The 23052-nt window shown below is 62.4% G+C and carries 23 protein-coding genes; 8 read left to right on the top strand and 15 right to left on the bottom strand.

Annotated elements, in window-relative coordinates; all coding sequences use genetic code 11:
• Positions 1–20: 20 nt before the first annotated feature.
• The gene (locus ACP7E3_RS24865; RefSeq protein ID WP_057004904.1) at positions 21–863 is read right to left on the bottom strand and encodes a PhzF family phenazine biosynthesis protein; all 843 of its coding nucleotides are present in this window, start codon (positions 861–863) and stop codon (positions 21–23) included.
• Between the two features lie 4 nt (positions 864–867).
• Positions 868–1566 (bottom strand): glutathione S-transferase N-terminal domain-containing protein, encoded by a 699-nt coding sequence (locus ACP7E3_RS24870; RefSeq protein WP_177033120.1) that lies wholly within the window; start codon positions 1564–1566, stop codon positions 868–870.
• 248 nt (positions 1567–1814) lie between these two features.
• Here ACP7E3_RS24870 and ACP7E3_RS24875 point away from each other — a divergent pair, with 248 nt between their 5' ends.
• Complete coding sequence (locus ACP7E3_RS24875) at positions 1815–2516, top strand: hypothetical protein (RefSeq protein WP_046384028.1); 702 nt, start codon at positions 1815–1817, stop codon at positions 2514–2516.
• 58 nt (positions 2517–2574) lie between these two features.
• Complete coding sequence (locus ACP7E3_RS24880; protein ID WP_026140034.1) at positions 2575–3630, top strand: permease; 1056 nt, start codon at positions 2575–2577, stop codon at positions 3628–3630.
• 38 nt (positions 3631–3668) lie between these two features.
• On the opposite strand, the gene mnmH is transcribed toward ACP7E3_RS24880, so the two are convergent.
• From mnmH to ACP7E3_RS24900, 4 genes are all read right to left on the bottom strand, one after another.
• Positions 3669–4772, bottom strand: coding sequence for a tRNA 2-selenouridine(34) synthase MnmH (gene mnmH, locus ACP7E3_RS24885; protein ID WP_017847034.1), 1104 nt, complete (start codon positions 4770–4772; stop codon positions 3669–3671).
• Positions 4772–5806 (bottom strand): selenide, water dikinase SelD, encoded by a 1035-nt coding sequence (gene selD, locus ACP7E3_RS24890; RefSeq protein ID WP_057004903.1) that lies wholly within the window; start codon positions 5804–5806, stop codon positions 4772–4774. Before selD ends, mnmH begins: the two co-directional genes overlap by 1 nt.
• Before the next feature lie 96 nt (positions 5807–5902).
• Positions 5903–6652 (bottom strand): TerC family protein, encoded by a 750-nt coding sequence (locus ACP7E3_RS24895; RefSeq protein WP_426124724.1) that lies wholly within the window; start codon positions 6650–6652, stop codon positions 5903–5905.
• Positions 6653–6680: 28 nt separating this feature from the next.
• Positions 6681–6932: a hypothetical protein gene (locus tag ACP7E3_RS24900; protein WP_017847031.1), complete on the bottom strand. Its 252-nt coding sequence runs from the start codon at positions 6930–6932 to the stop codon at positions 6681–6683.
• 134 nt (positions 6933–7066) lie between these two features.
• On the opposite strand from ACP7E3_RS24900, the gene nhaR reads away from it, so the two are divergent.
• Positions 7067–7969 (top strand): transcriptional activator NhaR, encoded by a 903-nt coding sequence (gene nhaR / locus ACP7E3_RS24905; RefSeq protein ID WP_017847030.1) that lies wholly within the window; start codon positions 7067–7069, stop codon positions 7967–7969.
• 4 nt (positions 7970–7973) lie between these two features.
• Here nhaR and ACP7E3_RS24910 read toward each other — a convergent pair whose 3' ends face one another.
• Positions 7974–9128, bottom strand: a complete 1155-nt coding sequence (locus ACP7E3_RS24910; RefSeq protein ID WP_411220397.1) for an MFS transporter — start codon at positions 9126–9128, stop codon at positions 7974–7976.
• Between the two features lie 230 nt (positions 9129–9358).
• On the opposite strand from ACP7E3_RS24910, the gene sstT reads away from it, so the two are divergent.
• Positions 9359–10579, top strand: coding sequence for a serine/threonine transporter SstT (sstT, locus tag ACP7E3_RS24915; protein ID WP_079443296.1), 1221 nt, complete (start codon positions 9359–9361; stop codon positions 10577–10579).
• Between the two features lie 83 nt (positions 10580–10662).
• Here the strand turns inward: sstT and ACP7E3_RS24920 are convergent, their stop codons facing one another.
• A complete protein-coding gene (locus tag ACP7E3_RS24920; RefSeq protein WP_017847025.1) occupies positions 10663–11172 on the bottom strand; it encodes a DUF1993 domain-containing protein in 510 nt (169 codons plus the stop codon).
• A 116-nt stretch (positions 11173–11288) separates the two neighbouring features.
• Between ACP7E3_RS24920 and ACP7E3_RS24925 the strand changes: the two genes are divergently transcribed.
• Positions 11289–11939 carry a YceH family protein gene (locus ACP7E3_RS24925; protein ID WP_046384033.1) on the top strand — a complete coding sequence of 217 codons (651 nt, stop codon included), beginning with the start codon at positions 11289–11291 and terminating at the stop codon, positions 11937–11939.
• A gap of 60 nt (positions 11940–11999) precedes the next feature.
• Here ACP7E3_RS24925 and ACP7E3_RS24930 read toward each other — a convergent pair whose 3' ends face one another.
• Positions 12000–12818, bottom strand: a complete 819-nt coding sequence (locus ACP7E3_RS24930) for a shikimate 5-dehydrogenase (protein ID WP_046384034.1) — start codon at positions 12816–12818, stop codon at positions 12000–12002.
• A gap of 156 nt (positions 12819–12974) precedes the next feature.
• Between ACP7E3_RS24930 and ACP7E3_RS24935 the strand changes: the two genes are divergently transcribed.
• From ACP7E3_RS24935 to ACP7E3_RS24945, 3 genes are all read left to right on the top strand, one after another.
• Positions 12975–13328 (top strand): hypothetical protein, encoded by a 354-nt coding sequence (locus tag ACP7E3_RS24935; RefSeq protein ID WP_046384035.1) that lies wholly within the window; start codon positions 12975–12977, stop codon positions 13326–13328.
• 228 nt (positions 13329–13556) lie between these two features.
• Positions 13557–14756: a tyrosine-type recombinase/integrase gene (locus ACP7E3_RS24940; RefSeq protein WP_021156366.1), complete on the top strand. Its 1200-nt coding sequence runs from the start codon at positions 13557–13559 to the stop codon at positions 14754–14756.
• A 75-nt stretch (positions 14757–14831) separates the two neighbouring features.
• Entirely contained in the window at positions 14832–15263 is a 432-nt protein-coding gene (locus ACP7E3_RS24945; RefSeq protein ID WP_021156365.1) for a DUF1016 N-terminal domain-containing protein, read from the top strand.
• A 202-nt stretch (positions 15264–15465) separates the two neighbouring features.
• Here ACP7E3_RS24945 and ACP7E3_RS24950 read toward each other — a convergent pair whose 3' ends face one another.
• The 6 genes from ACP7E3_RS24950 to ACP7E3_RS24975 form a co-directional block, all read right to left on the bottom strand.
• Positions 15466–15807, bottom strand: coding sequence for a DUF6527 family protein (locus ACP7E3_RS24950; RefSeq protein WP_339328081.1), 342 nt, complete (start codon positions 15805–15807; stop codon positions 15466–15468).
• A complete protein-coding gene (locus ACP7E3_RS24955; RefSeq protein ID WP_019183999.1) occupies positions 15804–17210 on the bottom strand; it encodes a ThiF family adenylyltransferase in 1407 nt (468 codons plus the stop codon). Before ACP7E3_RS24955 ends, ACP7E3_RS24950 begins: the two co-directional genes overlap by 4 nt.
• Positions 17210–18139, bottom strand: a complete 930-nt coding sequence (locus tag ACP7E3_RS24960; RefSeq protein WP_021156364.1) for a multiubiquitin domain-containing protein — start codon at positions 18137–18139, stop codon at positions 17210–17212. Before ACP7E3_RS24960 ends, ACP7E3_RS24955 begins: the two co-directional genes overlap by 1 nt.
• Before the next feature lie 98 nt (positions 18140–18237).
• Positions 18238–21666: a UvrD-helicase domain-containing protein gene (locus tag ACP7E3_RS24965; protein WP_021156363.1), complete on the bottom strand. Its 3429-nt coding sequence runs from the start codon at positions 21664–21666 to the stop codon at positions 18238–18240.
• Between the two features lie 3 nt (positions 21667–21669).
• Complete coding sequence (locus tag ACP7E3_RS24970; protein WP_023082436.1) at positions 21670–22263, bottom strand: hypothetical protein; 594 nt, start codon at positions 22261–22263, stop codon at positions 21670–21672.
• Positions 22260–23039 carry an RNA polymerase subunit sigma-24 gene (locus tag ACP7E3_RS24975; protein WP_019184003.1) on the bottom strand — a complete coding sequence of 260 codons (780 nt, stop codon included), beginning with the start codon at positions 23037–23039 and terminating at the stop codon, positions 22260–22262. Before ACP7E3_RS24975 ends, ACP7E3_RS24970 begins: the two co-directional genes overlap by 4 nt.
• Positions 23040–23052 lie beyond the last annotated feature (13 nt).

The raw sequence follows: 23052 nt of genomic DNA on the forward strand, positions 1-23052 counted from the left end.
CCCACAACAATTGCATTGATCTAGAGCTGTAGACGCCCTTCGATGCACACCGCCACAGCACCGCCGACCCAGATCTCATCGCCCTGGCGCTCGATGCGGATACGCCCCGCGCGCCCCATGGCCGTGCCCTGGCTGACCACGTAACAGTTCGGTGCCAGGCCTTCGCCCAACAACCATTGGGCCACCCCGGCATTCAAGCTGCCGGTGGCCGGGTCTTCCGGGGACCCGTCGCCGGCGATGAACGCGCGCACTTCAAAGTGCGTGTCTACAGCGTCGCGTTCGGGATCGCAGGGGGCAATCACGCCCACCGCCAGACCGAGCAACTGCGAGTAATCGGGCTGCAGATCGAGCACCGCCTGGCGGTCGGCCAGCATCACCGCCAGCCAACCTGCGCCGTTGTCCACCCACTGACTGCGCACAATAGCCTCCGGCGCCAGGCCCAACCCCAGCCGCACGCGCTCCAGCAACGCCGCCTCCAGCGGGCCCGAGCGCAACAACGGCGGCGCGATGAACGCCAGCTCATCGCCTTGGCGACGGATACGCACCAGGCCGATTTCGCACTCCTGGATAATTTCCTCCCCTCGCGCAATGCCCCCCGCCTGCAACCATGCATGACAACTGCCCAGCGTCGGGTGCCCGGCGAACGGTAGCTCCTGCAAGGTGGTGAAGATTCTTACCCGGTAGTCAGCCCGTGGATCGCGGGGCGTGAGTAAAAACGTGGTTTCGCTGAGGTTGGTCCATTTGGCGAAGTCGGCCATCTGTTGCTCGCTGAGGCTGTCGGCCCCCAGCACTACTGCCAGCGGGTTGCCTTTGAGCGACACACTGCTGAAGACATCCAGTTGTTTGAAATCGAAAGTCGGCATGGGCTCAGCTCGGAATGTTCAGGCCACGGATCACTGCCGGACGTGCGACAAAGCCGTCCAGCGCGCGCAGCACATTGGGGAAATCGGCGATGCCGACCAGGTCACCGGATTCGTAGAAACCGATCAGGTTACGGATCCACGGAAACGTCGCGATGTCCGCGATGCTGTAGTCGTCGCCCATGATCCAGGTGCGGCCCAGCAGGCGTTTTTCCAAGACTTCCAGCAAGCGCCGCGACTCGGCGACGTAGCGGTCACGCGGGCGCTTGTCTTCGTAGGCCTTGCCGGCGAACTTGTTGAAGAACCCCACCTGGCCAAACATCGGGCCGATGCCGGACATCTGGAACATCAGCCACTGAATGGTTTCATAACGTGTCGCCGGGTCTTCGGAAAGCAACTGGCTGGTTTTTTCCGCCAGGTACAGCAGGATCGCACCGGACTCGAACAGCGCCAACGGCTGACCGCCGGGGCCGTTGGGGTCGATGATCGCGGGAATCTTGTTGTTGGGGTTCAGCGACAGGAACTCGGGCGACATCTGGTCCTGGGTCTCGAAGCTGACTTTGTGCGCCTCGTAGGGCAGGCCCAGCTCTTCGAGCATGATCGAGACTTTTACCCCGTTGGGCGTGGGCAGCGAATACAGTTGCAGGCGTTCCGGATGCTGGGCGGGCCATTTGCGGTTGATCGGGAAAGCGGCGAGTGAATTCATCGGGATATCCCTCGGCGGAAACCCCCATGATAATCATCTGTCCGGCATCCTGCATGGGTCATCATTGCGCAACATGCCCTCGCTACTCTCCCCCACGAGCGAACCAAAGTGGCCGAGTGGACTCTTAAGTGCGCTGAACGGTGAATGGAGGCACCCTGTTAATAAGACACGGAACCCGCAGGACGCCGCGTGTGTCACTGGGGCCGGGCTTGTCCGCCTTAATCCGATGCACTGAAGACTCGAGCCCAATGACAATAAAGCCTCTGTGCCTTGCGCAACGCCTCAAACGATATTCATACATCATATTACCGCTGTTGCTGGTCGGCGGCGCCCTCGACCTGACCCTGCAATCGCGCATCAGCCGCGCCGAATCGGTGGACGGCGTGCAAACCCTGGTGTTCCTGCGCCACGGCGAAAAACCCGTCGGCGGCCTGGGCCAACTCAATTGCCAGGGCCTGAACCGTGCGATGAACCTGGCCACCGTGCTGCCGGAAAAGTTCGGCAAGGCCAACTTCGTCTTCGCCGCCAACCCGACGCGCAATGTCGAGGAAGGCGAAAAAGATAATTCCTACAGCTACATTCGCCCACTGATGACCATCAGCCCCAGCGCGATCAAGCTCGGCTTGCCGGTGAACATCAAGTTTTCGGCGAATGACACCAGCGCCCTCGCCGACGAACTGGTGGAAAACAAGTACCACAACGCCATCATCTACACCGCCTGGTCCCACGGCTATCTGCCGGAATTGATCAACAAGGTGGCCAGCGAAGCGGTGGGCGAAAAGCACACCATCACCCAAGACTGGTCCGGCAATGACTACGACACGTTGTATGTGTTGACGCTCACCTGGCATAACGGCAAGGCCTCGCTGCTGAGCCGCAACTACAAGCAGGGCCTGAACAACGGCGAACAAACCTGCCCACCGGCGACGCAGGTCAGCGCAGACCTCTGAAGCCTGAGCAATAGAGGCGTATGATGCGCGGCTATTGACTCATCTGCGGATCAACACCATGTCCAACCTCGTCTCCACCCAGCCCAACCGGGGCTGGTCGTTCTGGTGGAAACCAGCGCTGTTCCTGCTGGTCGCCTGCATCGGCCTCTACTACGTGAAGTGGTCGCCCTACTACTTCAAGGCGTTCGTCGCCGCCGACAACCACAGCATCGGCGCGTCGATTCTCAATGACCAGCAAACCTCGCCACTGGCCGCGGCGCTGGCCTACGCCCAGGTGTATTTCCTGGCGATCTGGAAAGCCGCCGTTTTGGCGGTGATCTTGGGCTCGTTGCTGCAAGTGTTGATCCCCCGCGACTGGCTGCTGCGCCTGTTCGGGCGTGCCGGGCTGGGTTCGACCCTGCGCGGCGGGCTGTTCGCGCTGCCCGGAATGATGTGCAGTTGCTGCGCGGCACCGGTGGCGGCAGGCATGCGCCGGCAGCAAGTGTCGGTGGGCGCGGCGCTAGCGTTCTGGATCGCCAACCCGGTGCTGAACCCGGCCACCCTGGTATTCATGGGGTTTGTGCTGGGCTGGGGCTTCACGGCGTTAAGGCTGGTGGCGGGGATTGTGCTGGTGGTGGGCGTGTCCCTGGTGGCCCAGCGCATCGCGCGCCCGGAACAAGTGCCGGAAGCGGCGCTGGGCGCGGTGGCCGAGGCCAGCGTGATCGAGTCGCAACCGTTTTTCAGCCGCTGGTTGCGCACCCTGTGGCAACTGTTCTGGAGCACGATCCCGGTGTATATCCTGGCAGTGCTGGTGTTGGGCGCGGCGCGGGTCTGGCTGTTTCCCCATGTGGATGGGGCGATGGCCGACAGCCTGCTGTGGCTGGTGCCGCTGGCGATTGTCGGCACGCTGTTCGTGATTCCGACCGCCGCGGAGATTCCTATCGTACAAACCATGATGACGCTGGGCATGGGCAGCGGCCCGGCCGTGGCCCTGTTGATGACCCTGCCGAGCGTGAGCCTGCCGTCGCTGCTGATGTTGCGCAAGGATTTCGACGCGCGGGTGCTGGTCACCGTGGCCGGCTTGACCATGCTGGTAGGCGTGGTCTGCGGCTTGATTGGAGCGGCGATTCTGTAAGTGGCAGGCGGGGTTGAGGGCCTTATTGCAGGCAGGCATCAACCTCGCAATGCACCACGCTCGCGCAAATACTCCACCACCGCTGCCTGCTCCCCGACAAACTCGATGCGCGCGCCTTTGCTTTCACGCTGGAAGGCGTACATCGGGTCGTAGTACTCGCGCAGCAACCCTTCGATCCACACCCGGTGCAGGTCCACAGCGCCGCTGCGGGTCTGTTCCGCCAGGGCGTCCTGCAGAATCGCCTGCAACCGCTGGAAACGCTCGCCGCCCAGGCGCTTGTGGATATTGGCCAGGCTCTGGGTCAGGCGCTCGCCAAACAGGACGTAGCCGGTTTCGCCAAATACCGCGATGAATTCGGCGCAAAGGTCGACCACGTAATCGCGCAGGATACGTTCAACCCGGCCTTCGACAGTGTCTTCCAGCCACACCATCGCAAAGGTCTGCATACCCTTGTGCAACGGCAACGGCAGCGCACAACTGCCGATCATGCGGCTCTCATCCTCGACCACAAACTGCTCGACGCCGCCCGCGCGTTTTTTCAGCAGGTCCACCGCCAGGCGGTTCTCGAAGTCGATGTTGGACGGTTGCACTGTGGCCCGTTTGCCGAAGCTGGAACCGCGATGGTTGGCGTGGCCCTCCAGGTCCAGGGCGTTGCGCAGTTGGCCGAGCACTTCGGTCTTGCCAGTGCCGGTCATGCCGCCCAGCAACACGAAATCACACTCGGCGACCGCCTGTTCGACGGTCTCCAGCAAAAAACCACGCATGGCTTTGTAGCCGCCGCCGACGCGGGGGTACTCGATACCGGCTTCGGTTTTCAGCCATTGCTGCACGATCTGCGAGCGCAGCCCGCCACGAAAGCAGTACAGGTAGCCGTCGGGATTGGCCTGGGCGAACCGCGCCCATTGCTCGATACGCCCGGCCTTGATCGCCCCGGACACCAGTTCGTGTCCGAGCACGATAGCCGCTTGCTGGCCCTGCTGTTTGTAGCAAGTGCCGACCCGCTGACGCTCGTCATCGGTCATCAGTGGCAGGTTGACCACGCCCGGGAACGCGCCCTTGGCGAACTCGACCGGCGCGCGGGTATCCATCATCGGCCGGTCGTTGAGGAAGATGTCGCGGTAGTCGGTGATGTCAGTCGCCATCAAAACACCTCTACCGCGTGGGTCTGTCGCTCAACCAATTCACCGATGGGCTCAAGGGTCAGGCCCAGTTCGCTGGCGACCGCATGAAACTCGGCGTCGCCCGCGGGCGTAACGGCGATCAGCAGGCCGCCGCTGGTCTGCGGGTCACACAGCACGCGCTTGTGCAGCTCCTGCAGGCGCCCGAGCTTGCTCGCGTAGCTGTCGAAGTTGCGCAAGGTGCCGCCCGGCATGCAGCCCTGGTCCAGGTAGTCCTCGATCCCGGGCAGGCGTGGGACTTTGTCGTATTCGATGCGTGCCGTCACGCCGCTGCCGTCAGCCATTTCCACCAAGTGGCCCAAAAGCCCGAAGCCGGTGACGTCGGTCATTGCCGTGACGCCGGCCAGTTTGCCGAAGCGGCTGCCAGGCTTGTTGAGGGTACACATCCAGTCACGAGCCAGGCCGATATCCGCCTCGCGCAATTTGCCCTTCTTTTCGGCAGTGGTCAGGATGCCGATGCCCAGGGGCTTGGTCAGGTACAAACGGCAGCCGACGGTGGCGGTGTCGTTGCGCTTCATATGGCGCTTTTGCACGATGCCGGTCACGGCCAGGCCGAAGATGGGCTCCGGCGCATCGATGGAGTGGCCACCGGCCAGGGGAATGCCAGCCTCGTCGCACACGGAGCGGCCGCCACGGATCACTTCGCGGGCAACCTCAGGCGCCAGGACATTCACCGGCCAGCCCAGAATGGCGATGGCCATCAACGGGTCGCCGCCCATGGCGTAGATGTCGCTGATCGCGTTGGTGGCGGCGATCCGGCCGAAGTCGAACGGGTCATCGACAATCGGCATGAAAAAATCAGTGGTGGAGACCACGCCGCGCTCGTCGTCGATGGCGTACACCGCCGCATCGTCCCGCGAGGCGTTGCCCACCCACAGGTTGGGGTCAAGGTTCTGTGCGCCGCTGCCGGCGAGGATCACTTCCAATACCTGGGGCGAAATCTTGCAGCCACACCCCGCGCCATGGCTGTACTGGGTAAGGCGAATCGGCTCGTTCATGGTGGACCTCAAGCTATCAAGTGCGCGGATTCTAACAGACGGCAAAAAGCCGGCGGGGCTCTTACGAGCACAGCCGGCCTTTTTGGGTTGCTGCGATTACTGGCGGGCGGCCAGCAACCGCTTGTGGCGGTTGCGCCGGGCGATGTTCAAGCACTCGATCGCCGCCGAGAACGCCATGGCCGCATACACGTAGCCTTTTGGCACATGGGCGCCGAAGCCTTCGGCGATCAGGGTCATGCCGATCATGATCAGGAAGCCCAGGGCCAGCATCACCACGGTCGGGTTGTCGTGGATGAACTTGGCCAGCGGTTCAGCCGCCACCAGCATCACGATGACCGAGGTCACCACGGCAACGATCATGATCGGCAAATGCTCGGTCATGCCCACGGCGGTGATGATGCTGTCGATGGAGAACACCAGGTCGAGCATCAGGATCTGGCCGATGGCCGCAGCAAAGCCGATGGACACGGCATTGCCGCTGCTGGCCTTATCTTCAGGCTCCGGGTCCATGCTTTGATGGATCTCGGTGGTTGCCTTCCAGACCAGGAACAGGCCGCCGGCGATGAGGATCATGTCCTTCCACGAAAACGCCTGGCCGAGGATCTCAAACACCGGCGTGGTCAACTGCACGATGAACGCAATGGTGCTCAACAGGCCCAGGCGCAACACCAACGCCATGCTGATGCCGATGCGCCGCGCCTTGGCCCGGTGCTGCTCGGGCAATTTGTTGGTGAGGATCGAGATAAAGATCAGGTTATCGATGCCCAGCACGATTTCCATCACGATCAAGGTCGCCAGTGCGACCCAGGCGGTGGGGCTGGCGGCCAGTTGTACAAGGTAGTCCATAGATCAATCCTGACGTTGTGCTGGGAAATTAGGCTTCTTTACGCGTCGATTCAGACTCGTTTTGCGGCTGATCGTCTTTTTTCTGCGGACTGATCAGGCCTTGGGTCGCTTCACTCAATGCCTGCTCGGCGGCCTTGTGGGTGTCATCGATCACTTGCTTGGCCGATTCGCTGGCCTTGCCCATCACCTGCTGTGCGCTTTTTTCGACCTGATCACAACCGCTGACCACTACTAATGAAAGCGCAAGCAACGATGCCGCGCCCAGAGAATTGAGTTTCATGATGTTTTCCTCATTAGAACCATTGGGTCCAAATAGTGGCCCCTCGATAGCGATGCATTCTATGCAGGGGAACACTTCAGGAAAATTCGTATTTTTCTCGCGTATACTTCGGCTTTAACGAAGTGTAGGCCGGCATGCTCAATTACCGACAATTGCATTACTTCTGGGTGGTGGCCAAGACCGGCAGCATCGTGCGCGCCTGTGAGCAACTGAACCTCACCCCTCAGACCATCAGCGGGCAGATCAGTCTGCTCGAGCAAACCTTCGGTATCGCCCTGTTTCAGCGGGTTGGCCGTCAGCTCGAGCTGACCGAAGCCGGGCGCCAGGCGTTGCCCTATGCCGAGCAGATGTTCCAGACCGGCAACGAGTTGGAGGCGATGTTGCGCGCCCAGCCGAATGAGCAGCAGATTCTGTTTCGCGTCGGGGTGGCGGATGTGGTGCCCAAATCCATCGTCTACCGGCTGATCGCGCCGACCATGGAGCTCAGCGAGCCGATCCGCATCACCTGCCGCGAAGACAAACTCGAACGCCTGCTCGCCGACCTGGCGATCCAGCGCCTCGACCTGGTGATTTCCGACAGCCCCATGCCCACGCATCTGGACATCAAAGGCTACAGCCAGAAGTTGGGCGAATGCGGCATCAGTTTTTTCGCTACCCAAGCACTGGCTGACCGACACCGCGGCGTTTTCCCACAGTGTTTACAGGGCGCGCCGCTATTGATTCCGGGGGCGGAGACCGTGGTGCGCAGCCGCTTGCTGCGCTGGTTTGCCGAGCAACAGATCCAACCGAAGATCATCGGCGAGTTCGACGACAGTGCCTTGATGCAGGCATTCGGCCAATCCGGCAGCGGGATCTTTATCGCCCCCAGCGTGATCGCCGATGAGGTGGTGCGCCAGTACGGCGTCGCGCTGATTGGCCAGACCGAGGCAGTGACCGAATCGTTCTATGCGATTTCGGTGGAACGCAAGGTCAAGCACCCCGGCATCGTGGCGATTACCGAAGGCGCCAGGCGAGAACTGTTCACCGCCCTGCCCTGAGGGTTCAAGCGCCAGTCGGCAGCGGTTTGGCGCTCATCAGCCACAGCGCCAGCAGCATCGACACCAGGATGAACCCGGACGCAGCCAGGCCCAGGCTGGCCAGGCCGAGGGTGTCGATCACATGCCCACCGACCAAGGCGCCGAGACCGATACCGAGGTTTCCACCGGCAATATTCAGCGACGCGGCAAACGCCGGCGCATGCGGCGCAGCCTTCATCAGCCGCACATGGCTGACCAGGAACATCGCCGCCTGGGTCACGCCCCACACGGCCATCGCCGCCGCCAGGCCGATGGTGGAGTGAATCGCCGGCACCAACGCGACCATGCCGCCGATCATGAACCCGCAGAACACCATCGACGCAATCAAGGGGTGGCGATCCACCGCACGGCCGCCCAGGGAGTTGCCGATCAACCCGACCGCGCCAAAGCCCATCAGGCACCAGCCAACCAGCGTGCCGTCGAAGCCGGCCAGGCGCTCAAGGATGTCGGCCAGGTAGGTGTAGGCGGTGAACATGCCGCTGAAGACCAGGATCGACAGCAGGATATGCCCCTGCATCAACGGGCTGCGCAGCAGCTTGAATTGCGAGCGCAACGTCACCTGCGCGTTCTTCGCCTGTGTCACCGGCAGGTAGACAAACAGCAGCAGCGCCTTGGCCAAGGCAATCACCGCGAGGACCGCAAACGCGCTGCGCCAGCCGAACATATCGGAAATCAACGTGCCCACCGGAATGCCGAAGACGGTGGCGCAGACGATCCCGAAGCCGATCTTCTCGATGGCGCGACCGGCGTATGCCGGGCCGACGATGTCCACCGCCGTTTCACTGGCCAGCGCCCAGAACACCGGCAAACCCAACGCCGGAATCAAGCGCGCCAGGGACATCACCCAGATATTCGGCGCCAGCGCAGCCACGCCATTGGCCACGGAGAACATGATCAAAATCGTGATGAACAGGCGCTTGCGCTGGAACCGCGCGCAGTAGGCCGTGAGAAACGGGCCGAACGCCGCCACGGTGAACGCAAACAGCGTCACCAGCAGGCCGGCCTGGGACACGCTGACATTCAGGTCCCGGGCAATCGACGGCAACAGGCCGACGATAATGAATTCTGTGGTCAGCACGGTAAAACCGGCGGCCGACAGCAGCAGGATGGGAAACAGCATGAAAACTCCAGAAACGACAACATCAACGAAAGCCCGGAGGCCCGCTGACGAAGAGGAAAGATGAGAGACGGCGATATTAACAGGATCTGTGCGAATTGGCCGCAAATGGGTGACGGAATGCCGCATCAACAGGGACATTTCCTACAGCATGATAGACTCCGCACCCGCTTCCTACAGCGCGCTCCACCTGCAATGCTGCGTCCTACTAAAAAAACCAGAGACAACCGTTTATGACTGCTGCCCCTTCCCTTTTCCAACGACTCGCGCGCGTCAGCCTGGTCACGCAAATCGTCATCGGCCTGATCGCCGGTATTCTGCTGGCCTTCGTGTTGCCCGACGCCGCCAGGGCCACCGGTTTCATCGGCAAAGTGTTTGTCACCGCGCTGAAGGCCGTGGCGCCGATCCTGGTGTTCGTGCTGGTGATGGCGTCGATCGCCAACCACAAACACGGCCAGGAAACCCACATCAAGCCGATCCTGTTCCTCTACCTGCTGGGCACCTTCGCGGCCGCCGTGGTTGCAGTGATCGCCAGCACGCTGTTTCCCTCGCCGCTGGTGCTCGCCACCCACGACGCCACCGTGAGCGCCCCCGGCGGCATCGGCGAGGTGTTGCAGAGCCTGTTGCTGAGCGTGGTGGACAACCCGGTGAGCGCGCTGATGAACGCCAACTTTATCGGCATTCTGGCCTGGGCCATCGGCATGGGCATCGCGATTCGCCATGCCGGCGAAACCACCCGCACGGTGCTCGATGACCTGTCCAACGGCGTGACCTTGATCGTGCGCGTGGTGATCCGCTTCGCGCCCCTGGGGATTTTCGGCCTGGTGGCCTCGACCCTGGCCACCTCCGGCTTCGGCGCCCTGCTCGGTTACGCCCACCTGTTGGTGGTGCTGATCGGCTGCATGCTGTTCGTGGCGCTGGTGATCAACCCGGCCATCGTGTTCTGGAAACTGCGCCGCAACCCCTACCCACTGGTATTGATGTGCCTGCGCGAAAGCGGCATCACGGCATTCTTCACCCGCAGTTCGGCAGCGAACATTCCGGTGAACCTGGCGTTGAGCAAACGCCTGGGCCTGCATGAAGACACCTACTCGGTGTCGATCCCGCTGGGCGCCACCATCAACATGGCGGGTGCGGCGATCACCATCACCGTGTTGACCCTGGCCGCCGTACACACCCTGGGCATCATCGTAGACCTGCCCACCGCCGTGCTGCTCAGCGTGGTCGCCGCCATTTGCGCGTGCGGTGCGTCGGGCGTGGCCGGCGGTTCGCTGCTGCTGATCCCGCTGGCGTGCAGCCTGTTCGGCATCTCCAGCGATATCGCCATGCAGGTGGTGGCCGTAGGTTTCATCATCGGTGTGTTGCAGGACTCGGCGGAAACCGCGCTCAACTCGTCCACCGATGTGCTGTTTACTGCGGCGGCGTGCCTGGGCAAGGAAGAGCAACCGGTTTAAACAGCGCTCGCAAAAAAGCCCGGGGCCGTTCACAGCGGAACGACCCCGGGCTTTTTTATTTTATGCGCTCAGTACACGGTTATTCAGAAAGCGCCCATGTAATCACGCTTGCCCACTTCCACACCGTTGTGACGCAGCAGTGCGTAAGCGGTGGTGACGTGGAAGAAGAACTGCGGCAGGCCGTAGGTCAGCAGGTAGGACTGGCCGCTGAAGCGCTTCTCTTTCGGCGTGCCTGGGCGAGTGATGATCTCGATGCCTTCTTTGCCGTCGATTTGCTCGGGCTTGATGCTGTCCATAAACGCCAGGACCTTGGCGATCAGCGCTTGCAGGTCGGCGAAGGTCACTTCGTTGTCTTCGTATTTCGGCACTTCGATCTCGGCCAGGCGCGCGGAAACGCCCTTGGCGAAGTCGACGGCGATCTGCACCTGGCGCACCAGTTGGAACATGTCCGGGAACAGGCGCGCTTGCAGCAAGGCGTTGGGTTCGATGTTCTTCGCGGTGGCGTGGGCTTCGGCTTTGTCCAGCACACCGCTCAGGGCGGTGAGCATTTGCTTGAAGACTGGGACGGAAGCGGCGTACAGGGAAATAGTCATGACAGTCTCATCGGTAAGGGCTGGGTTGGAACCAGCTGCGATTATAGCCATGCCGGCCGCTTGTCTTTTATTTTTTCGGGATTAGGCTAGTGCGTTCACTGCATAGGGAAAGCGCGATGACCGCTGAACACGATATCGACACCCCTGAGCCGCGCCTGAACAGCACGGAAATCCGCATCCTAGGCTGCCTGATCGAAAAACAGGCGACCAACCCGGAAACCTACCCCCTGACCCTCAACGCGCTGGTGCTGGCGTGCAACCAGAAGACCAGCCGCGAGCCGGTGATGAACCTCAGTCAAGGCCAGGTCGGCCAAAGCCTGCGCGTGCTGGAAGGCCAGGGTTTCACCCGCCTGGTCATGGGCAGCCGCGCCGACCGCTGGGAACACCGGGTCGACAAGGCCCTGGAATTGGTGCCGGCCCAGGTGATCCTGACCGGGCTGCTGTTTCTGCGTGGGCCGCAGACGGTCAACGAACTGCTGACCCGCAGCGGGCGCATGCATGACTTCGAAGACGCCGACCAGGTCGTACACCAGTTGGAACGCCTGATTGCGCGGGGGCTGGCCGTGCTGGTGCCGCGCCAGGCGGGGCAACGCGAGGATCGCTATACCCACGCGCTGGGCGACCCGGCGGATATCGAGGCGATTATCGCGGCGCGCGGCAACCCGGTGGAACGCGGGGCCGGCGGGGTCTCAGTCGAGCGCATCGAAGAGCTGGAAGCGCGGATTGCCGCGCTCGAAGAACGGCTGGCACAGCTGGAACAGGCCTGACACGCTCAACCCCCTGTAGGAGCCGGCTTGCCTGCTCCTACAGGTGATTGGCCGCGCTGTTCAGCCTCGCGCAAACGCGACGGCGCTTTCGAACTGCTCCTGGGTCGGCCGCACCCCGGTGTACAACACAAACTGCTCCAGCGCCTGGATCGCGATCACTTCCAGCCCGGTGATCACGCGCTTGCCTTGGGCACGTGCGCGCACGATCAACGGTGTTTCCGCCGGGATCGCCACCACATCGAACACAGTCTGCGCCTGGTCCACCGCGTCAGCCTCGAAAGCCAACTGATCGGCCTCGGCCCCGCCGGTCATGCCGATCGGCGTGACGTTGATCAACATCTGCGGGCGCAGATCGCCCAATTGCGCCTGCCATTGATAACCCAGGCTCTGCGCCAGCGCCCTGCCCGCCGCTTCGTTACGCGCCACGATCACGCCATTGGCATACCCGCCGTCGCGCAGGGCGCTGGCCACGGCTTTGGCCATGCCGCCGCTGCCGCGCAGGGCAAAGGTCGAATCTGTCGGCACTGCATGCTTTTTCAACAGTTGCGCGATGGCGATGTAGTCGGTGTTGTAGGCCTTGAGATGGCCGGCCGTGTTGACGATGGTGTTCAGGGACGCGATGGCTTTGACCGAACTGTCCAGTTCGTCCACCAGGGCAATACTGGCCTCCTTGAACGGCATCGACACCCCGCAACCGCGAATCCCCAACGCCCGGATACCGCCGATCGCGCCGGCTAAATCCTGGCTGCTGAAGGCTTTATAGTAGAAATTCAGACCCAGTTGTTCATACAAATGGTTATGAAATCGCAGGCCGAAATTCCCGGGACGCGCCGACAGTGACATGCACAGTTGGGTATCCTTGTTGGGGTGCATCTGCATGGGTAACTCCTTGAAGTAAGCAAATCGGTACAGACCTTACACAATCTTTACCAATCGGCCGTGCTGTTTTTCAGAAATACGTTGTCTTAAAAGTATCCCCGCGACATTACTTGAGCCAATTGATTGCAGGCCACAAGCGCAGGGGCTAACCGAGGAATGACCATGATTCGTAAAATCCCCAAGATCGCCTTGCTTATCGGTGCACTCGCTATGGCAGGCCAAGCCTCCGCCCACGGTGGTGGATGGGGTGGTCCGGCCGTCTTGGGTGCGTTAGTCGGCGCCGCCGTCGTAGGCTCCGTGGTTGCCAGCCAACCCCGTGAAGTCTATGTGCAGCAGCCGGTGTATGTGCAACCGCAACCGGTTTACGCCGCACCGCCGCCTGTGTACTACGCACCACCGCCGCCGGTGTATGTGCAACAAGAAGTCTATTACCGCCCGGCGCCGGTGTATTACGGGCCACCGCGTGGCTATTACGGCCACCCCCACGGCTACTATGGTCGCGGTTGGTAAGCTTGAACCGATCTGCCTGAACCGGCCTCGCCCACCCGCGGGGCCTTTTTTTGTTTGACGATGACTCCAGCCCGGCACTTCGCTGGACTGCGCCCAGGCCCGCTACAGCAGGTTTATCAAGGACTTAGGCGCGTCCATCATATGCCGGTGCTTTCCGAAACTTGACCCGGCTTCCGGTCGCGTGGCTCCCATGTGGCTCTTGGAAACCGAGGTTTCCGAGGAGTCATCATGGCAAGAATCAAACTCACCAAATCCGCTGTCGATGCCGCCAAGCCCCAGGCGCAGGCCATCGAACTGCGGGACACCGTGGTGCCCGGCTTCCTGTGCAAGATCACCCCGGCCGGCCGCAAGGTGTTCATGCTCCAGTACCGGACGAACGCCGGCGAGCGCCGCAAGCCGGCCCTGGGCCAGTACGGCGAACTGACCGTCGAGCAGGCCCGTGTCATGGCGCAGGAGTGGCTGGCCGAGGTGCGCCGGGGCGGCGACCCCAGCGCGGCTAAGGCCGCCGCCCGCAAGGCACAGACCATGAAGGAGTATTGCCACACCTTCATGGAGGACTACTCCAAGCAGCGCAACAAGCCCAGCACGCAGCGCGGCTATCAGGGCGTCATCGACCGCTGCATCATCCCGATCATGGGGCGGATGAAGGTGCAGGACGTGAAGCGCCCGGACGTGGCCGCGCTGATGAAGAAGCTGGCCCACAAGCCGGCCGAGGCCAACCGCACCTTCGGCGTGCTGCGCAAGATGTTCAACCTGGCCGAAGTGTGGGGGCTGCGTCCGGACGGCACAAACCCGTGCCGCCACGTCCCGATGTTTCCGCCCGGCAAGGAAACCCGGCTCATCGTGGACGATGAACTGGTGCGGATCTTCCGTCACCTGGAGCACTTGGAAGCCGAGGGACTGGAGAACTACGTCATCCCGCTGGCGATCCGCCTGCAATTCGAGTTTGCCGCCCGCCGCTCCGAAATCTGCCCGCTCGAATGGGGCTGGGTTGATCTGGAAAAGCGCCGCGTCGTCTGGCCCGACAGCAAGACCGGCGGCATTTCCAAACCCATGAGCGAGGAAGCCTATCGGCTGCTTTCGACGGCGCCGCGCCGGGAGGGCTCCCCCTACGTCCTGCCGTCGCCCAACGACCCGGCCCGGCATCTGACGCATGGCGAACACTATGGCGGCTGGAAGCGCGTGCTCAAGGCCGCCGGCGTGCCGCATGTCGGCACGCACGGCATCCGCCATCGAGCGACGACCGACATTGCCAACTCAGGCGTGCCAACCAAAGTGGGCATGAAGCTCACAGGTCACAAGACCGTTGCGATGTTTATGCACTACGTACATACCGAGGACAAGCCGGTGCGAGATGCCGCCGAGCTGGTGGCGAATCGGCGGCTGGCGATTACCGGGGCGTCCCGTTCTGTGGAGGTGACAGCATGACAAGGAAGACGCCCGCAGCAGTGGGGAATCCGCCGCCTTACCGGGGCTGGATATGCTGGCATCCAGGGCGGCATCGTGGAACTGCTGGATGCCGCGCGCCAAGCAGCGGCGGGCAGTGTCAATGCGCTGATGACGACCAGCTATTGGGAGATTGGCCGCCGGATCGTGCAAGCCGAGCAGAAAGGCAGGCGGCGGGCTGGTTACGGCGAGCAGTTGATGGCGCGGTTGTCCGCCGGTCTGACGGCGCGCTTTGGGCGCGGGTTCAGCCCGGACAACCTGGAAAACATGCGGCGCTTCTTTGCCGCTTACCCCCTTGAGGCAATTTCCGAGACGCTGTCTCGGAAATTTGACCTCTCCGAACTGGCCCTGGTCTTCAGGTTGCTGTGGTCGGCCTATGTCCGGCTGCTGGCGGTCAAGGATGACCATACCCGTCGGTTTTACGAGGCCGAGGCGCCGCGCGGTGCGCGGTGCGCCAGCTCGAAGGCAGATCGGCAGCCACTTCTATGAGCGCACCGCCAAAGCCTGACGATGCAATCAAGAGCTCGTATGAGTTGGAGTCACTGAACCGCAAGGACGAATATTCGGAATCTGATATTAAACAGCAGTCGACCAGCGGATGGTGGATTTCTCCCGGAGCTTGGCAAAGGCTGCACCTTTGCCGACGACAGCGTCGATTGCGTATCGGCCGGACATGGTGCCGGGTGGGTCTCTACCGGCACCACTCGATCAAACCCTTCTTTACCCAGAAGTGACAGGAACATGCCCGATGCTGGTGGATGGAGGGCGACATGGTTGGTCGCCCCCAGAAGTCTGTTTCGACAGACCACCGGGGTCGTCGATCCGGGTTAAGGGAAAGTGATATCTGCACGCCACAACCGCCGGGGCAGCTCATGCAAGCCCACTTCTTGACGCCGGTGTCGATGACCAGCCACAGCTCTCCCGGCGGCACGGCATTATTGCCCGGATGCTGCGCGACCGGGTAAACGAGCAGGTTGTACTGCAGCCACCCGAGCCGGCGCAGCGCTCGCGCGATAAGTCGCTTCATGGTCATCCGATCACCCCAAGAAATGGGTTGACATCGCCGCGTCCCCAGCTCGCCTGGCTGGCACAAACCGGGCAAGACGCCAAGGGTCGGCAGGTCATGGTGCGATCCTCTACGCGGTCAAAGCGGCGAATCCTGTTGTGCGACATGCCCGCAGGACCGCGAAAACCGGTCAGTCCCTGAATGAGTTCATCGACGGCCGCGCAGGCGATGGCCGTAGTGAACGTGACCACCGCAGGCGCCGGGTCGCCGCCGCCGTCCACATAGGCTTCCGCCTTACGCCGCTCGAACTCGGCCGGGTCGCTGCGCCGGAGTCCTTCGGCCGCAGCGCGGCGCGGATCGGCTACTCCCAGACACATGAGACAAGGTTTGCCGGGCCCAATCGTCGACACGCGCCCCGTCATGTCGAAGTCCGCGCCGCTGCGTGCCGCGCGCATGCGCAGGCCCACATCGATCAGCGGGATGCCGTAGTAGTGCGCCAGGCGGTTGAGCGTCAGCCGCCCCTGATGGTCGTCGGTACAGCCGAAAAGCACGTCGCAGGAGCGCAGCAGATCGCGCAGATCAGGATGGCCGACCCACTCCTCTTTGGTGACGACCTGGGTGCCGAGACCCGCGGCGCGAATCTCGCGCGCGAGGATGTCCACCTTGGCCAAGCCGGCGTCCACATCTGCGGTGCGCGAGCCATGCACGCGGTTGAGATTGGTGACATCAATGGTGTCTTTGTCCATCAGCCCCAGAAAGCCGACGCCCAGCCGCGCCAATAGCATCGCGACAGCACTGCCCGTGCCGCCGCCCCCTACGACACCCACCCGCAGCCCGCGCACGACTGGATTGAACCCTTGGCCGAAGAGCGCGGCCTGCCGCGCCAGGAATTGATCTTCGTCAGCCGCAGCCACCTTGCGCGCGATCTTGATCTGGCTTCCTACCAGCGAGATCGAGGATGCCATGACCGTCTTGCCGGGGGCAGTCCAGAGCCTGCCCGCGATGGCGTCATCGCGGCCGAACACCATGCTGGCTAGGCCGGAAACGCCCTTGTTGAATGTCGTCCGGGCCAGCTCCGACTCGTTTCGGTCATCCTGGTCGGAGAAGAACGCTGCCGCGTTCGGATGCGTGTGTACCAGGCCCGCAACCAAGCCCCGTTCTTTCGCGATGCCGAGAATGCGCATGAAGCCTCGGGTGGACCATGTGACATGGACAGGCGATGCGGAGACCATTTCATCGGCCGCGACGGGGATGACTTCGTGCGAGATCAATCTGGTGCGAGGCACTCCCGACCAGGGGTCTGCCGAGATGTCAGCCTTGCCGAACAGCACGTAGGCGGACGCCTCGGCACCGTTTTCCCTTTGCAGCAGCAAGCGCAGGGCCGCCTCGTGCGGCTCCAGCAGGACGATGTCCAGAGCGGCCGGCGACATCACTTCGCCTCCGCCAGGGCGTGCTCGATGCGCTTGAGCATAGTGTGCAGGCCGTCGATGCCCGGGCGCCACGCTGTGTTGTGGCGCGACCAGCGCTGCCAGCTGCGGCCCTGGAACGCGTGGGCCTGGTCAGCGCAGGTCGGGTAGCGCCCAACGCTTTGCAGCGTCAGCCACGGGTCGCAATAGAACATGTCCGGCGCAACATCGGGATAGCCCGGCGGCAGGAGAACGAGCACATCGGCCGTGGCGTGGTTGAGCTTTCCGGAGGGCAGCGGCAACTGCTTGAAGATGACGCCCGTGTGCGCACCGTCGCTCACCATCTCGAAAGCCACGCCATGGCTGCTCAGATAGCGCTGGTCCGCTTCGGGCAGCGTGAGCAGCCCCTCAGTGGTGTCACGGATCAGCGTGATGAAGCGCTCGATGCCCGGCTTACCCAGATCGATCAGGTCACCGTCGCGGATCAGAATGTCCTGGCCCCCGCCACGCACTTCGAGATAGACGTCGTAGGTCTCTGGTGGGACACCGGCCAGCGCCTTGAGCACGCGGCCGCTGATGCTGGGCTTGCCCCACTCCAGTTGCCGGTCATCGATCGTGAACTTGAACGCGCGATCAGTCTGGAAGATGACGAAACGTTCCGCACCGCGGCCGCGCAGATCGTAGGTTTCGTCCAGACGCAGGTCCTCGAACTCGCCAGAGGTCAAAATCGCATAAATGCTGTACTCATCGGCCGGGCGCGATCCGGCGGCCTGAAGGATCTGGCGCCCGGTCGGCACCGGATCGGAGAGATCGACGTGACGTTCGTGGAGCTGGTCGTCCAGGACGACGATCCGGTAGAGCGCCGCTGGCCGCAGGCTGCGGCCTTCGCGGATCGCCGCAGCAACATCTTCGACATCGAAGCGGTCATCACCGCTGGTGGTCTGGGTTTGCATTTGATTGCCTCATAGGGAGAGCCGTCATCTGCGGGATTGCAGGTTTTCTAGCCCCTTACTTGGTCAATCGCAGCCCAGCGGCAGACCGGAAAGGTCGATCAAAGTTTTTCTTGTACCCACCCCCCTCCGGGCAACTCGCCGCAGAGGAAGAAGTGCGGGCAGCGCGGACAGCTACGAGCCTCGGGCTTAGAGGGGAACTGCCCGGCCTGCATTGCCTGAAGAAAGGTCTGCAGCTTCTCGCGCCTGGATTCCAGCTTGCGCGACGTGATTTCCATCGGCTGGATGGTTTCGCTGGTAAGGTAGGTCACCTCGACCTGCGCATGTGGTCCATAAGCCTGGACGGCGGCGAGTTGGAGAATTGTGTACTCAATATCATCGAAGGCGTTCGAGCGCTGCTTGCCCGTCATGACGCGCCGCACCGTGACCCGGCCACCGGCTCCGTGAGCTACACCATCCGGGGTTACGAGGATCTCGCCCTCGGCCCAACCCAGCGAGATCGGTGGCGCCGGCGCGGCCACGTCACGATTCCGGCTCTCGATGAGGAAATCGACGAGCCGCTTGCCGATGCGGCGGTAGTCCTCCGCATATCCATGCTCTGTCGCACCCTTGGAGCACCAGGCCTCCTCGAAGCATGCAGCCAGCTCGTCGACCGTGGGACTTGTCGTCTCGTGCTCCCGTTTCAACCAATCGAACACGTCGCTCACGACGTTGTGCATCTTCATGAATGCGGTTTCAGTTCGTCGACCTCCAAGCCTCAGCACGTGCGTGTACAAGAAGCGGCGCGGGCACCGCTCGAAGAGGTTGACCTGGATGTCGGTCCATTGGGGACGCCCTTGCCATGTGATGGCGAGCGGGGTGCCCGTCGATGTCGAGCCGGCTTGCAACGGCACCGGTACCGGACGAACAAGGAGTCGGTCGATCGGGGCGATAAACTTGGAGGCGCTACGCGTACGACCATCTGCCTGCCTGGCGTAGGCATACAGCTGCAGCCTATCGCGCGCTCGCGAAAGCGCTACGAAGAACAAGCACTCTTCTTCCTCGTCGTGGCCGGCCTTCACCGCCTCGATGCCGGTCAGTCCCTCCGAACCATGGATCAGACCGTCCGGAGGAAGACAACGCGGCGGCACGTTGTTGCGCGGTAGGCCGGACGTTACCATGCCAGGTAAATGAACGACATCGAACTCCAGCCCCTTGCTTCCGTGGATGGTCATCAAGCGCACTGCTTCGATGTTCTCGGCACTGCGGGGCAACTGGCTCAATCCACGATCCTCAGAGAGCAGAACTAACCGCCTGACGCGATCAAGCAGGCGAACCACTGGCATGCCTTGGCCTCTTGGCTGCCGGCGACAGAAGTTCAAGAACTGCCAGACAGCCAGACTTTGCATGCGACTCTGCGGATCACCAGCCAAATAAAGCGTCTTCGCGAGTCCGAGACCATCGATCGTCCATCCAGCAAGTAAGAGCCAGGGGTCAGTCGATGCGTTCACACCTGCAAAGAGCGCGGACAGGCGAGATAGCGCTTCTCGACTGCCGTCTGTCAGGCCATCCACTCCGGCGTGTATTGCCAACCAATCCAGCGAAGCTGGATTCGTCGTCCGCAGCGGCTCAATGACCCGCATGACATCCTTCAAGGGCATTTGGTGCCGAGCCATGGTTGCCACGCGCACCATCGCGGCCGCCCGCGGGTCGGTCGCCAGCGAGAGCAAGGCCAGCAGATCCTTGATTTCCGGCCTCTCGAACAAGCTGCCCAAGTGCAGCGCGGGAATGCCCCGGGCCTCAAGACCTTCTGCAATGGCGTTCAGGCGCGCATTGGACGCGCACAGCACCGCCTGGCCACCATAGGCAATGCCCTGCTCGTGCAGGGCCGTGATCGACGCGGCAAGCGCGGAGATTTCATCGTCAGCCGACCCGGCAACGCGAAGCTCAACCCGTTCTCCTGTGGAGCCGCGGTCGGCCAGCAGGTTCAGCGGCAACGCACCGGCGGATGCTTGCATGCCGCGCGCGAACTCGGTGAACACATCGACGATCCGTTCGTCGGAGCGATAGTTGACGCCCAGCTGTGCGGCCTGCGCGCCGGGGAAGTCGATCGCAAAGCGCGCGATGTTCGTCGCAGAGGCGCCGCGGAAGCGGTAGATGGATTGGCGTGCATCGCCGACAACCCACAGGTTGCGGCCGTCGCTGACGATGGCCTTCAGGAGCCGGACCGAGGCGCGGTTGACATCTTGGTATTCATCTACCAGTACATGCTCATGGCGAGCACGCAGGGCATCCCTTACCTCGGCGCTGCCCTCGACAAGACGAACCGGCAGCGCGACCAGGTCACCGAAGTCCAGCAGCTGGCGCGCGGTCAGCAGCCGTTCGTACGCCTCGAAGAGCGTGGCGACCTCCAGGCACTTCTGCGCACGAACCTTCGCGTCCTGGTCGGTCCCTGCTCGATCCGCCATCGACTGCGAGAGGGCGCGATAGCCTGCTGCATCGACAACCTCATCCTTGGCGCGCGAGATCGCGCTCAGCATGTCGCTTAAATCCAGGGCCGGGTCCCAGAGGTTGCGATAGTGCTTCAGGTCGAGCCGCGGAAACTCGTCCTCCAGGAGTTCAATGGCCTCCGTCCGGTCGATCAATCGTGGGTCCGGCGGCAGCGCCAGTCGGTCGTGAAAGCGGCGAACGATGTCCAGCCCGAATGCGTGGAATGTGCCGATCCACATCGCCGCCGCCGCGACAGGATTGCTCGCGGCAATCCTCTCGCACAGTTCATTGGCCGCCTTGTTGGAGAAGGTGAGTACCAGGATCGTGGTGGGATCGACGCCGTCCGCAAGCAACCCTTCGATGCGACGAACAAGCGTCCGCGTCTTGCCCGTACCCGGCCCTGCCTGCAGCTGAAACGCCAAGCCACGATGTGCTGCCGCCTGAGCCTGCGTGGGGTCTGGGGTGAGCGGAGCTGCCACGGCGCCGGCGCCTACGGGGTTCGGCTCTTCGGCCGCTGGCAGCAGCAGTGCATCAAGCAACTGTTGCTGCACCACAGCGAGCGGCGCGCCGAAGCGCATCGCGATCGCGTCGGATGTCAGTCCTTCGTTGACATGCAACTCGCGCAACACAGGACGCGGCAGCAGGAACTCGCGCGCGAAGAGGTCCATCTTCACTTCACGTCGCTCACGCGCCCCGTAGTCAAGGACACGATCGACGCCCACCGGTGCGTCTTCCAGCGATCGGTCGGGCTCGACATCCACCGTCACCACATCGAGCGTGCCACCTTCCAGCACGACATGGCCGAGTTCGTGTGCAATCAAAAACGCGCGCTCGAAGTCTGATCCACGATCCTCGTAGAGGATGCCTCCAGCCTGACAGTCGAACGTGGCTTTGCCTCCCTTAAGCTGTGGGTCTCCTTCTCGCAGCGCGTACACATCCAAGCCGCGATTTGAGGCTTCCTGAAGCGCAAACACTAAAGGCCGGGTCGGATCTCCGCCGGCCGCGACGTTCGCACGGTGCAGGCGTTCTGCTTCCAGTCGAGCGGCCTCGGTGGCGTCCATCGTTCAGTCCGACAGTGCCTTTAGCGTCGCCTGCTGCTCCGGCGTGAGTTGTGAAGTCGCGACAGCTTGGTCGAACGTGATCTGCTCGCCCACACTCGGCTTCACATTTGACCGAAAAGCGTGTCCGGAAACCATGCCCGGTGGCCCCTGCAGGTATGCGTTCACAGATTGAACGGTGACACCCAGTTCTGACGCAAGCTTCTCGACGAATCGGGCAGGAATGGTGGCAGTACGAATGGCCCGATCGCGCACCCGCATGAGGAAGAGGTTACTGACGTCCAGGCTGCGTGCGAGCGACTTGAAGCTGCTCGTATTGAGCTTGGTGAACGGATTCGCAACCTCCGCATCGGGCTGCTGGACAGCCCGCTCGAATCGCTGCCAGGCCTTATCAATCGCGCTGTCCGGCACTTCGGTCGCCGGAACATCGCCTTCTGGCGCCTCATAAAGCAGATCGATCGAACAGTCGATCAGCGCGGTCGCATGCTGCGGGTACTCCCTAATGTAGCGTTCAAGCGTTTCCCGGCCATGGTTGGGCTCCATGGAGAACGCCATCAGCACAGATTCCTCGTCTGCAGCGAAAGGCTTTGACGTACTCATGCGTCCTCCTGCAGAACAGACCTGAGGGTCTTGTAGGCACGGTCGCGGCGATTGCGCACGGTTCTCTCATCGCACTGGAGCATCTTCGCGATAGTCATGATGTTCGGGTCCTTCGAGTCGATCTGGAAGCCTTGCCGTAGCAAGCCAACGACCCGCCTCTGATCGTCTGGTAATGCGTCAATCGCAGCGTCCAACTCCAACCGGAAAGCCGGGTCGTCAATTTTTTGAGGGTCGCCTCCGAGGAAGTCGGCCGCTGCTGCCTCGACCTCCGGTGAAATGTCCTGACCCTCATCGTCATCCGTGGACAGCGGCACTGTAAGGACCGAGGCCGGACCAATCTGCCTCAGCACGGTCTTGCGGAACCGGGCGAATGCTAGGTCGAACCGCACTTCAAAGAAATCCAGCATAGCGAAGCGGCCGCTGCAGTCCTTGGCAATTCGCTCAGCGAATCGGCTCATGACCTCTTCTCTGATGTCTTGTGCCCCGGCCATACGAGAGTCCGGGATCGATGCAAACAGAGACTGCCCGACGCGCTTCATGAGCAGTCCGAAAAGCTGCTTGAACTCGTCCTTTGCGCCTGTCGCATGGGCGCGCCGCAGGAAATATGTCAGTGCTTCCGACGGCACATAGCCGTCGCTCTTCCTCGACGCGACGGTGAAGGCCTGCAGGCGTGTCGCGGCATCGATCGACTCCAGCCTCTGCAAACAGGCGTCGATCTCCGGGGGTCGCGCGAACGGCTCCCCGTTTTTATCCTTGCTTCTCAAGGGTTTCGGCATCGATCTTCTCCTT

Origin of the sequence: Pseudomonas sp. PSPC2-3, assembly GCF_049898265.1 — a bacterium.
GTDB lineage: Bacteria > Pseudomonadota > Gammaproteobacteria > Pseudomonadales > Pseudomonadaceae > Aquipseudomonas > Aquipseudomonas veronii.